11 protein-coding genes are annotated in these 12,146 nt (G+C 59.3%); 6 read left to right on the forward strand and 5 right to left on the reverse strand.

Translation table 11 applies throughout. The annotated features are described in order from the left end of the window. The first annotated feature begins 97 nt into the window (after positions 1-97). Genes glmU through GS620_RS11430 form a run of 4 tightly spaced genes read left to right on the forward strand, consistent with a single transcriptional unit; the run spans position 98 to position 4,515 of the window. Positions 98-1,450 carry a bifunctional UDP-N-acetylglucosamine diphosphorylase/glucosamine-1-phosphate N-acetyltransferase GlmU gene (glmU, locus tag GS620_RS11415; RefSeq protein ID WP_171615930.1) on the forward strand — a complete coding sequence of 451 codons (1,353 nt, stop codon included), beginning with the start codon at positions 98-100 and terminating at the stop codon, positions 1,448-1,450. A gap of 3 nt (positions 1,451-1,453) precedes the next feature. Beyond that, positions 1,454-3,277 (forward strand): glutamine--fructose-6-phosphate transaminase (isomerizing), encoded by a 1,824-nt coding sequence (gene glmS / locus GS620_RS11420; RefSeq protein WP_171167300.1) that lies wholly within the window; start codon positions 1,454-1,456, stop codon positions 3,275-3,277. Positions 3,278-3,280: 3 nt separating this feature from the next. After that, positions 3,281-3,823 carry a pyridoxamine 5'-phosphate oxidase family protein gene (locus GS620_RS11425; protein WP_152458605.1) on the forward strand — a complete coding sequence of 181 codons (543 nt, stop codon included), beginning with the start codon at positions 3,281-3,283 and terminating at the stop codon, positions 3,821-3,823. 5 nt (positions 3,824-3,828) lie between these two features. Beyond that, complete coding sequence (locus GS620_RS11430; RefSeq protein WP_152458606.1) at positions 3,829-4,515, forward strand: DNA alkylation repair protein; 687 nt, start codon at positions 3,829-3,831, stop codon at positions 4,513-4,515. Here GS620_RS11430 and GS620_RS11435 read toward each other — a convergent pair. After that, positions 4,503-4,934, reverse strand: a complete 432-nt coding sequence (locus GS620_RS11435) for a hypothetical protein (RefSeq protein WP_152458607.1) — start codon at positions 4,932-4,934, stop codon at positions 4,503-4,505. The genes GS620_RS11430 and GS620_RS11435 overlap by 13 nt on opposite strands. 90 nt (positions 4,935-5,024) lie before the next feature. Between GS620_RS11435 and moaA the strand changes: the two genes are divergently transcribed. Both moaA and GS620_RS11445 read left to right on the forward strand, forming a co-directional pair. Beyond that, a complete protein-coding gene (gene moaA, locus GS620_RS11440; RefSeq protein ID WP_171231291.1) occupies positions 5,025-6,032 on the forward strand; it encodes a GTP 3',8-cyclase MoaA in 1,008 nt (335 codons plus the stop codon). Position 6,033: 1 nt separating this feature from the next. Beyond that, positions 6,034-7,332: a 3-deoxy-D-manno-octulosonic acid transferase gene (locus GS620_RS11445; RefSeq protein ID WP_171615932.1), complete on the forward strand. Its 1,299-nt coding sequence runs from the start codon at positions 6,034-6,036 to the stop codon at positions 7,330-7,332. 70 nt (positions 7,333-7,402) lie between these two features. On the opposite strand, the gene GS620_RS11450 is transcribed toward GS620_RS11445, so the two are convergent. From GS620_RS11450 to argE, 4 genes are read right to left on the reverse strand one after another with little or no spacing between them, the layout of a single operon-like run. After that, a complete protein-coding gene (locus tag GS620_RS11450) occupies positions 7,403-8,566 on the reverse strand; it encodes a M20 aminoacylase family protein (protein WP_171114998.1) in 1,164 nt (387 codons plus the stop codon). A 22-nt stretch (positions 8,567-8,588) separates the two neighbouring features. Then, the gene (locus GS620_RS11455; RefSeq protein ID WP_171231288.1) at positions 8,589-9,752 is read right to left on the reverse strand and encodes a M20 aminoacylase family protein; all 1,164 of its coding nucleotides are present in this window, start codon (positions 9,750-9,752) and stop codon (positions 8,589-8,591) included. 15 nt (positions 9,753-9,767) lie between these two features. Next, the gene (locus tag GS620_RS11460) at positions 9,768-10,934 is read right to left on the reverse strand and encodes a M20 aminoacylase family protein (RefSeq protein WP_152458612.1); all 1,167 of its coding nucleotides are present in this window, start codon (positions 10,932-10,934) and stop codon (positions 9,768-9,770) included. 40 nt (positions 10,935-10,974) lie between these two features. Continuing rightward, positions 10,975-12,144 carry an acetylornithine deacetylase gene (argE, locus tag GS620_RS11465; protein WP_171615934.1) on the reverse strand — a complete coding sequence of 390 codons (1,170 nt, stop codon included), beginning with the start codon at positions 12,142-12,144 and terminating at the stop codon, positions 10,975-10,977. Positions 12,145-12,146 lie beyond the last annotated feature (2 nt).

Genomic DNA, 12,146 nt, shown 5'->3' on the forward strand with positions numbered 1-12,146 from the left:
TTTCAATCGGCAATCTTGTTTGATGGCCGAACGGCTTGCGCCTTTGACCTCAGCGGATAAAACGGAAGGCAACAAAACACAAAGAGAAAACGAATTCATGACCACTGCCCTCGTCATCCTTGCCGCCGGAAAAGGCACCAGGATGAATTCGGACCTTCCCAAAGTTCTGCATCCCATCGCTCAGGTTCCGATGCTGATCCATGCGATGCGCGCCGGATCTGTCCTGTCGCCCGAACATACCGTGATCGTCACCGGCCACGGGTCCGAAGCTGTGGCAAAGGTTGCACGGGCCGAGGATGAAGGGGCGCAGATCACCGTGCAGGAAGACCAGTTGGGTACGGCCCATGCGGTCGCCCAGGCCCGAAGCGCATTGAGCGGGTTCGAAGGTGATGTGGTCGTTCTTTACGGCGACACCCCGTTCTTGCAGCCCGACACGCTGGAAAGGATGATCGAGGCACGGTCAGGGAATGACCTTGTTATTCTTGGCTTTGAAGCAGCCGATCCCGCCCGTTATGGCCGGCTGGTTATGAATGGCGACGTGCTGGAACGCATTGTCGAATTCAAGGATGCGTCGGATGAAGAACGATCCATAACATTCTGCAATTCAGGGCTTTTGGCCTGCAATGCGCAGCTGCTGTTTTCGCTGATCGATGAGGTCGGAAACGACAACGCTTCGGGCGAATACTATCTGACCGACGTGGTTGAAATTGCGCGCCGTCGGGGGCTTAACGTGACCGCAGTCGCGTGCGACGAGGCGCAGACGCTGGGCGTGAACTCTCGCGCTGATCTGGCGGCCGCCGATGCCGTATTTCAGGCGCGCGCCCGTGCCGAGCTGCTTGACCTGGGCGTCACCTTGATGGCGCCTGACACGGTGTATCTGGCCGCAGATACGGTGGTCGGGCGCGATACGGTGATCGAACCGAATGTGGTGTTCGGCCCGGGCGTCACGGTCGAAAGCGGCGCAACGATCCGCGCCTTTTCTCATCTTGAGGGCTGCCATGTCAGCCGGGGCGCTGTCGTCGGCCCCTACGCTCGCCTGCGCCCCGGTGCCGAACTGGCCGAAAACACGCGGGTCGGCAATTTTGTCGAGATCAAGAATGCCGAAATCGCCGAAGGCGCGAAGGTCAATCACCTCAGCTATATCGGGGACGCTTCGGTTGGCGCTGCGACCAACATCGGCGCAGGCACGATCACCTGCAACTACGATGGCGTGATGAAGCACAAGACCACGATTGGTGAGAATGTCTTTGTCGGCTCGAACACCATGCTGGTAGCGCCGGTCACAGTGGGCGACGGCGCGATGACCGCGACGGGCACTGTCGTGACCAGGGATGTGGACCCTGATGCGCTGGCTGTTGCGCGGGCCAAGCAGGAAAACAAGCCCGGATATGCGCGCAAATTGTTTGATATGTTGAAGGCGAAAAAGGCTCGCCGCGATAAAAAGGCCTGAGATATGTGTGGAATAGTAGGTGTTTTGGGGCAGCACGAGGCCGCCCCTATTCTGGTAGAAGCCCTGAAACGGCTGGAATATCGCGGCTATGACAGCGCCGGGATTGCAACCGTCAACGACGGCGCATTGGGCCGGCGGCGCGCGGTTGGCAAGCTGGTCAACCTCAGCGACCTTCTGGTGCATGATCCTCTTCCCGGAAAATCCGGCATAGGCCATACCCGCTGGGCCACGCATGGCGCCCCGTCGGTCAACAATGCACATCCGCACAAGGCGGGCCCTGTGGCCGTCGTTCACAACGGCATCGTCGAAAACTATCGCGACCTGAGGGCCGAACTGGCCGAACATGGCGTTGATTTCCAAACCGAAACCGACACGGAAACGGTTGCCCTCATGACGGAACACCACCTGAACTCGGGCCTGTCCCCGGTTGAGGCCGCGTTCAAGACGATCGACCAGTTGGAAGGCGCCTTTGCGCTGGCCTTTCTGTTCGACGGAGAGGACGACCTTATCGTGGCGGCCCGCAAGGGATCACCACTGGCCATCGGCCATGGGGATGGCGAGATGTATGTGGGCTCTGACGCCATCGCCCTGGCGCCTCTGACCAACCAGATCACATATCTGGAAGAAGGCGACCGCGCGGTTCTGACGCGAACGTCGCTTGAAATCCGCAACGAAGCCGGTGAGCTGGCCAACCGGGAAAAGCGCAAGATCAAGCTGGATCATACGCGTGCGGACAAGGGCGAGCACAAGCATTTCATGGCCAAGGAAATCGCTGAACAGCCCATCGTTGTAGCAGAGGCGATCCGGTCCTACCTGCCCACGGGTGGTGACCGCGTGGCACTGCCCGATGCCGATCTGGATTTTAGCAAGCTAGACCGTCTGACCATGGTGGCCTGCGGCACCGCGTTTTACGCCTGCCTGACCGCGAAATACTGGTTCGAGCAACTGGCCAAGATGCCGGTCGAGGTCGATATCGCCAGCGAGTTCCGCTATCGCGAACCTCCGATCACGGATCGAACACTGGCGCTTTTCGTCAGCCAGTCGGGCGAAACCGCCGACACGCTGGCCGCGTTGCGGTATTGTGAGGGCAAGGCAGACAAGATCGTTTCGGTCGTCAACGTGCCCGAAAGCTCGATTGCACGCGAAAGCGATATCGCCTTGCCGATCCATGCCGGTGTCGAAATCGGAGTGGCGTCGACAAAAGCCTTCACCTGCCAGTTGAGCGTGCTGCTGATGCTGGCGCTCAAGGCCGCAGCAGACCGGGGCACGATGACGGATGAGGACATCGCCGATCATGCCGCCGCGCTGCGCGGGTTGCCGACCGTATTGAACGCCGCACTCGATCAGAACCGGGCAATCCGCAAAGCCGCCCAACGCCTGTCCGAGGCACGCGACGTCCTGTTTCTGGGCCGTGGCCTGATGTATCCGCTGGCAATGGAAGGCGCGCTGAAGCTGAAGGAAATCAGCTATATCCACGCCGAAGGTTATGCGTCAGGAGAGTTGAAACACGGCCCCATCGCCCTGATCGACAAGCATATGCCCGTGGTTGTCATGGCACCCCGTGACACCGTGTTCGACAAGACCGTGTCGAATATGCAGGAAGTGATGGCGCGTAAGGGCAAGGTGATCCTGGTTTCTGATGATGACGGCATTGACGAGGCCGGCGACGGCGTCTGGAGCACCATCCGCATGCCGCATGTTCACACCAGCCTTGCACCGATCCTGTATTCGGTTCCCGCGCAATTGCTGGCCTATCACACGGCGGTTGCCAAGGGCACGGATGTGGATCAGCCGCGCAATCTGGCCAAGTCGGTCACGGTGGAGTGAATTATGGCCAAGCAGTTCCCGCAGCTTGAGGAAGCGCATCAAAAGTTCATCGAAGATCAGCATATGTTCTTCGTCGGCACCGCTGGGGCCGAAGGTCGGGTCAATATTTCCCCCAAGGGAATGGATTCGCTGCGGGTATTGGGGCCGAACCGCATCGTCTGGATGAACCTGACCGGCAGTGGCAATGAAACGGCGGGGCATCTTTTGCAGATCAACAGGATGACGCTGATGTGGTGTTCCTTCACCACACGTCCGATGATCCTGCGCACCTATGGCACGGCACGTTGCCTGCATGTCGGGGATGATGGATGGGACGACCTTGCCGGCCTATTCCCAAATCACCGAAGCGCACGGCAGATCTATGACCAGTCGATCGACATGGTACAGACCTCTTGCGGCTATGCCGTGCCTTTCATGGAATTCCAATCCGACCGCGATACGATGCAGAATTGGGTGGATGGAAAATCAGACGAGGACATCCGCTCGTATTGGGTGGAGAGGAACAGCCAAACGATTGATGGAAAGCCAACCGGCGTACCAAAGTGAGCCCGATGCTGAGTGGATATCTCGATCAGATCAAAGCGCATGGTGACCCCGAGCGGGCGACCCAGATGGCCAGTTACCACAAGGCGGATCGCATCTATCTGGGCGTCGCGAACCCGGTTCTCAACGACCTGACCAAGGCGTGGCGGAAAGAACTGGACGTGCCGGCGCGGGTCGCATTGGCGGACGGGCTATGGCAAAGCAACATCCACGAGGGGCGACTTGCCGCATCCAAACTCTTGACTCAGGCACGCATCCGACCGGATGCGGCGGTTTGGAATTTGCTTCAAAGCTGGCTGCCGGATTTCGATGCCTGGGCCGTTGCGGACCACGCGTGCATGGCGATGCAAAAACGGCTTTCAGCAGATCCCGAACGGTTGGACGAGGTCGAACTGTGGACCCGGTCCGATCACATGTGGACCCGGCGCGCGGCCTTGGTCGCAACCCTGCCCTGGACCAAACAGAACCACCCCAAGCCTGACGATCTGCACCGCCGTGACCGCATCCTTGGCTGGGCTGCGGGATATGTTTCGGACCGCAACTGGTTCATCCAGAAATCCATCGCCTGGTGGCTGCGCGAACTGTCCAAACATGACCCGGAACGCGTGATCGCCTTTCTGAAACAACACGGTGATGCCATGAAGCCGTTTGCCCGCCGCGAAGCAGGCAAATACCTGAAGAATCAGTTCACATAGACCTCAAGCTCGACAAGTTCGTCGAAGGGCACCAGCAGGGCCCTCATGGCGTCCAGCGACAAGCGGCTGCCGCTGCTGTCCGGACCGGAAACCGGGACCAACGTAATATAGGCCTGCGCCCCGGTCCGTGGCACGACGACACGCGCCGTAACTTCGCTGTCCACCAGCGGCGTCTGCATCCAGCGCCCCGGAGTGGTCGGATCCCCAAGCCCGGCGATGGTGGTTTTCGCGCCAACCCAGTTCGGGCGCGCGGAAACCGGTTCGGGTTGCAACACCTCTTCGGCAACTGCGGTGCCCGTTTCCGTGTCAGACACCGTCTGGGCGGGCGCGTCGCCGCCGCCGAACACTCGATCAGTCGTTGACTGCACGGCGTCGCATCCGGCCGTCATTACGCATGTCAAAACAAGTATTTTCTTCATGCCAGAAACCTACAACCCTGCGCCCACCTGTTCCAGCGCAAAGCGCAGTTCGCCCTTGTCGCGGCCATGTTCCAGCTTTACCTATATGGCATGACAGCTCCGCTAATCGACCCGTTTGCCCGCGCCATCACGTATCTCCGCGTCTCCGTCACGGATCGCTGCGATTTCCGCTGCGTGTATTGCATGTCCGAGAACATGACCTTTCTGCCCAAGAAAGACCTGCTGACATTGGAGGAACTGGACCGGATGTGTTCGACCTTCGTCAGAATGGGGGTCGAAAAGCTGCGCATTACGGGTGGTGAGCCTTTGGTGCGTCGCAACATCATGACGTTCTTCAATTCGATGACACGTCATCTGGACAGCGGTGCATTGAAGGAGTTGACGCTGACAACCAACGGTTCGCAACTGCACCGATTTTCCGAAGACCTGTATGCGGCCGGTGTGCGTCGGGTGAATGTCTCGCTGGACACTCTGGATGATGACAAGTTCGCCAAGGTGACGCGCTGGGGTCGCCTGAAACAGGTTTTGAACGGAATCGACGCCGCGCAAAAAGCTGGCCTGCGGATCAAGATAAACGCCGTTGCCCTGAAAGGGTTCAACGAGCCCGAACTTCCTAAAATCACGGAATGGTGCGCCCAGCGGGATATGGATCTGACCTGGATCGAAGTCATGCCCATGGGCGATATCGGCAACGAAGACCGCCTGGATCAGTACTGGTCGCTCAAGGACGTGCGGAAAGAATACGAAAACCACTATTCGGTCACCGATCTGGCCGAACGCAGCGGTGGCCCGGCCCGTTACGTGCGCCTCGAGGAAACCGGCCAGAAAATCGGCTTTATTACGCCGCTGTCGCACAATTTCTGTGAAAGCTGCAACAGGGTCCGCCTGACCTGCACGGGCGAACTCTACATGTGCCTGGGTCAGGAAGACATGGCCGACCTGCGCGGCGCCCTGCGCGATCATCCTGATACCGAACAGCCACTTGAGGACGCGATCCGATCTGCGATCAATCTCAAGCCCAAAGGGCATGACTTCGACTATTCCCGTCAAGCCGTCGATGGCCGGATGAGCCGTCACATGAGCCATACAGGCGGCTGATATGCCGGATCACGACGGCCGCCCCACGGCGTTGTACCATGTGTACTGCGCCCTCACATCTCTGGCAGCGCCTCTGATTTGGCGGGTCGTTCGGAACAAGCTGCGTGCAGCAAACGTACCTGATAAGCGTCAACAAGAACGCCTTGGCCATGCCAGCCTGCCCAGACCGAATGGGCGTTTGGTCTGGTTCCACGCCGCCAGCGTCGGCGAAAGCCTTTCGGTTCTCAGCCTGATCAGACGGCTGGCAGATCGCCTGCCTGAGGCCGAGTTTCTGATCACCTCGGGCACCCCGACCTCAGCGGCTCTGATCGAAAAACGCCTGCCGCCCCGCACACGGCATCAATTCCCGCCGCTGGACACGGCAGGCCCGGTCCGGCGCTTTCTGAACCATTGGCAACCAGAGGGCGGAGTTTTCGTCGAAAGTGAGATATGGCCGCGTTTGATCGTCGAAAGCGCCAGACACGGCGTTCCGCTGGCTCTTCTGAATGCACGACTGTCGGACAAGTCCGTTGCCGGTTGGAAAAAACGCCCCAGAACAGCGCGGTTCGTTTTGAACAAGTTCAACCTGTTCCTGACGCAAAACGACAAAACCGCAGCCAACCTGGCAGCCATGGGTGCCCCTGCCGGTCGCGTCCGGCCCGGCACCAATCTCAAGGCCATGTCAGACCCTCTTCCCATAGACCACGGCACGCTCGAAGACATCGGTTCTCAGATTTCTGGCAGACCTGTGTGGATCGCCAGTTCAACCCATGCCGGTGAAGAGGAAATCGTTCTGGCCGCGCATAAATCACTTCTGGAACGCTGGCCCGATCTGCTGCTGTTGCTGATCCCCCGCCACCCAGAGCGCCGCGGCGATATCGCAAAACTACTGGACGCCTCCGATCTCAACGCCGCGTTCCGATCAGAAAGTTCCCCGATCAAAACCGAAACCCAGGTATATGTCGCCGATACATTGGGCGAGACCGGCACATGGTACGCTCTGTCTCCCATCGTGTTCCTGGGCGGCTCCCTGAAAAACATCGGCGGCCACAACCCTTTCGAACCCGCCCAGGCCGGAGCCGCCGTGATAACCGGCCCCGGATACTTCAATTTTGCTGAAACTTTCGCGCCGTTGATCAAAACCGGTGGCGCCATCGAGGTTCGAACCGAAACAGATCTCTCTGCGGCGGTCGACCATTGGCTTTCAGACGACCAAGCCCTGACCCGGGCCCGCAGCGCCGCCCAATCCTGCGTCAAGACGCAAAGCAACGCACTGGACTCCGTCGTGGAAACGCTGTGCCGTTCGCTCGACCTGACGTAAGTAGGCGGGATCCTTCTTCATCTGGCCAAAAATATCCCGGGGTGTGGGGGCAGAGCCCCCACCCGCCCCATCAGGCCGCCGGCATCCGCTGCTCGACGATCTCTGCCCACCAGCTGCACCCGGCGGGAATCGCCTCATCGTTGAAGTTGTATTCCGGGTGGTGAACCATGGCCGTATCGCCGTTACCCACTAGAATATAGGCGCCTGGGCGCTCCTCCAGCATAAAGGCAAAATCCTCGCCGCCCATGACCAAAGGCGCATCATCACAATCACCAGATACCGACCGGGCAACAGCTGCTGCAAACTCTGTCTGCTCTTCACTGTTCACCATCACCGGATACCCGCGGATATAGGTCACATCGGCGGTGCCTCCGAACGTTGCCGCCACACCATTGCAGATCTCATTGATCCGCTTTTCGGCCAGATCCCGCATATCCTTGCTCATGGTGCGCACGGTACCCTTGATCTGAACAGTCTGCGGGATCACGTTGAACGCTTTCGACGAGGTCTCGAACGACGTCACCGACACCACGACCTGATCGATAGGGTCGGCATTGCGCGAGGAAATCGTCTGAAGCGCCAACACCGCCTGCGCGGCCAGTACCGTGGTATCTACTGTTTCATGCGGCTTGGCAGCATGACCGCCGCGCCCTTCGAAAGTGATGTCGAACTGATCGGTTGCGGCAAAGAAAGAGCCGGGACGGATGGCGAACTTGCCCACAGGTTGTCCCGGCCAATTGTGCATGCCGTAGACTTCCTGAATATTCCAGCGTTCCATCATGCCATCTTCACACATTTCGCGACCACCACCGCCGCCCTCTTCGGCAGGCTGGAAGATTACAACAACCGTGCCATCGAAATTTCGGGTTTCAGACAGATACTTCGCCGCACCAAGCAGCATCGCCGTGTGGCCATCATGGCCGCAGGCATGCATGGCGCCCGGCGTTTTCGACGCATAGTCCAACCCCGTCGCCTCATGGATCGGCAACGCATCCATATCCGCCCGCAAACCGATCACCTTGCCGCTGCGGTCCGAATTGCCCTTGATCACGCCAACAACGCCTGTACGCCCGATGCCGGTGACGACCTCGTCGCAACCAAACTCCTGCAACTTCTCGGCCACCATTGCGCTGGTGCGGTGCGTTTCGAACAGGATTTCAGGGTTTTGGTGCAGATCCCGTCGCCAGGCGGTGATCTCATCCTGCAATTCGGCAAAGCGGTTTTTGACTGGCATGTCTATTCTCTCCTAATTCAGTTCAAGCCGCCGGCATTCGGCGCTCGACCATTTCTGCGAACCACGAACATCCAATCGGGATGATCTCGTCGTTGAAATCGTATTCAGGGTGGTGCAACCCGGCGCTGTCACCGTTGCCCAGAACGATGAAAGCTCCGGGCCGTTCCTCCAGCATGAACGAGAAATCCTCGCCCCCCATCACCATCGGCGCCTCGATGCAGCTGCCCCCGACCGAGACTGCGGCCTCCGCCGCATATCCCGTCTGAGTTTCGGCATTGATCGTCACCGGAACGCCGCGCGAGTAATTGACGTTCACTGAACCACCGAATGTTGCTGCAATCCCTTCGGCGACCTCTTTGAGGCGCTGTTCGATCAGATCTCGCATCTGGTTGGAATGGGTCCGGACCGTGCCGCGTATCTGCGCCGATTGCGGGATCACGTTGAACGCTTTCGATGATGTCTCGACAGACGTCACCGACAGCACGGCTTGCAGGATCGGATCGGCATTGCGCGACACGATCGTCTGCAATGCTACGATCATTTGCGACAGCATCACCGTCGTATCGACCGTCTCATGGGGTTTTGCAGCGTGACCTCCGCGCCCTTCAAGATGGATATCAAATTCGTCCGCTGCGGCCAGCAAAGGGCCCGAACGGATCGCGAACTGCCCGGTTGGCAGGCCCGGTACGTTGTGCATCGCATAGACTTCCTGAATGCCGAACCGGTCCATCAGACCGTCCTTGCACATGGCCTCGGCGCCATTCCCGCCCTCTTCGGCAGGCTGAAAGATCACGATTGCAGTGCCATCGAAATTGCGCGTCTCAGAGAGGTACTTTGCCGCCCCCAAAACCATGGCGGTATGCCCGTCATGCCCGCAGGCATGCATCGCACCTGATGTCTTCGAGGCATAGTCCAGCCCGGTCTGTTCCTGCATCGGCAGCGCATCCATGTCGGCGCGCAGGCCAATCACCCGACCCTGCGTGTCGCTCTTTCCCCGAATGACCCCGACCACGCCGGTGCGACCGATGCCTGTAACGACCTCATCACAGCCGAATTCCTTCAGCTTTTCCGCCACCAGCGCGCTGGTGCGGTGCGTGTCGTACAGAATTTCCGGATGTTGGTGAATGTCACGCCGCCAGCCTGTGATCTCTTCGTGCATCTCTGCAAGGCGGTTTTTGATCGGCATGTCACTCTCCCTCAATTATGCCACGGGCAATCGTCGTTCCACGATCTCGGCAAACCAACTGCAACCGGCGGGAATCGCATTGTCGTCAAAATTGTATTCCGGGTGATGGCACATGGCCGTGTCCCCGTTCCCGATAAAGATGTAAGCTCCGGGCCGTTCTTCAAGCATGTAGGCAAAATCTTCCGACGGCATGATCGGATCAGTGCTGTCATTGACCTTGCCCGCCACGGCCTCGGCCGCCTCGGCAGCGTATGCCGTTTCGGCCTCGGAATTCACAGTCACAGGATAGCCGGGTGTCCAGACGACATCCGCCTTTGCGCCGAAGGCCGAGGCCGTATCCTCGGCGATCCTGCGCACGCGTTCTTCCGCAATGGCGCGGTATTCGGGGTCGAGCGTCCGGACGGTCCCCTGCAAGCGGACGGTATGAGCGATCACGTTCGACGCGACACTGTCCGTTTCAAACGTACCCACGGTCAGCACCACGCGTTTGATCGGATCGACGGTGCGCGCCACGACGGACTGCAACGACACGACGATATGCGAGGCCACCAGCGTGGTGTCTACCGCGTCATGCGGTGCAGCCGCGTGTCCGCCCTTGCCGGTGATCGTGATTTCGAATTCATCAGATGAGGCCAGCAAGGCGCCGGGTCGGATCGCGAATTCTCCCACCGGCAACCCCGGCATATTGTGCATGCCATAGACCTCATCAATGCCCCAGCGATCCATCAGGCCGTCCTGACACATGGCCAAACCGCCTGCGCCACCTTCTTCGGCGGGCTGAAAAATCAGAACTACGGTGCCATCGAAGTTTCGGGTTTCAGCCAGGTACTGGGCGGCCCCAAGCAGCATCGAGGTATGCCCGTCATGCCCGCAGGCGTGCATCTTTCCCGATACGGTCGAGGCATAATCCAACCCCGTCGCTTCTTCGATCGGCAATGCGTCCATGTCAGCACGCAACCCGATCACGCGCCCGGTCGTATCCTGCCGCCCCCGGATCACGGCCACGACACCCGTCCGGCCAATTCCCGGCGTGATCTCATCCACACCAAATTCCCTGAGACGCTCGACAACGAAAGCAGCGGTTTCGTGCACGTCATACATCAATTCAGGATGTGCGTGCAGGTGGCGGCGCCACTTGGTAATATCGCCATGCATCTCTGCAAGTCTGTTTTTGACAGGCATCTCAAGACCCTCCCCTGAACAATTGATGCTGTGTTGAATGCTACTCTGCGCCGAGCTTTTCAACCAGTCGTTGCATAAACTTGTGCCCCGCATCGAACTGCGCGATTGATATGAACTCGTTCGGCTGATGCGCCTGCGCGATATCGCCGGGACCGCAGATCACGGCTGAATACCCGGCCTCCTGAAACTGCCCCGCCTCGGTCCCGTAGCTGACGACGTGGCTTGCGTTGTCCCCGGTCAGGGCGCGCACCAAAGCTTCGGCTTCTCCGTCCTGTTCAGGCACCAGCCCCGGGATCGCGAAATGTTCAGACAGTTCGATGCGGGCATCGGGGTGAACGGCCTGCATCCGTGCTTCGACCTGGCGAACCTGTTCGATATAGACCTCGCGCCATTCAGCCTGCGTTTCGTCCGGCACCGTGCGGAAATCCATCATGAACTTGCAGTCTTTGGCAGTGATGTTGTGGGCTGTCCCGCCTTCAATCATGCCGACATGACAGGTGGTCCACGGCGGGTCAAAAACAGCCGCGATTTCGCTCGGCTCAGCGGCCATGCTCTCGGCGTTTCTGTGATTTGCCCAATCGATCAAAGGCGCCGCCGCCATGATGGCGTTCACGCCAGTATGCATGATCGAGCTGTGCACTTCGAACCCGACGATATGTGTATCAATGCCGAACCCGCCCTTGTGCCCCGTCACCGCCTGCATCATCGACGGCTCACCCACTATCACTGCCGATCCCTTGGGCAGAACCTGTTGCATTGCTTCAATCATGGGCGGCGCACCGGTGCATCCGACCTCTTCATCAAAGCTGAGCGCCAGCTGAAGCGGCCGGCTGATATTGGCATGGTGTGCTTCGACCAGGGCCCAGATGGCCAGGGCGTCAAACCCCTTCATGTCGCAGGTGCCGCGACCGAAGTACTTGCCGTCTTTCTCGGTCACCGTGAAAGGATCAGTGTCCCACGGCTGACCGTCCACCGGCACGACATCCGTGTGACCGGACAGAACCACCGCACCTTCTTCGGATGGACCAACATGCGCAAAGATCGCGGCCTTGTGCGGTTGGTCCGGATCTGGCCAGCGGTGGCTTTCGATTCCGTGGCCCTGCAAGTAGTCCTGAACCCAATCCACCAGCGGCAGATTGGTATTACGGCTTACGGTCGGAAATGAGATCAGCTGTGTCATGATCTCAAGCGGGGTCAGGCGTTTCGCCATTG

It is taken from the genome of Ruegeria sp. HKCCD6428 (genome assembly GCF_013110595.1).
GTDB lineage: Bacteria > Pseudomonadota > Alphaproteobacteria > Rhodobacterales > Rhodobacteraceae > Ruegeria.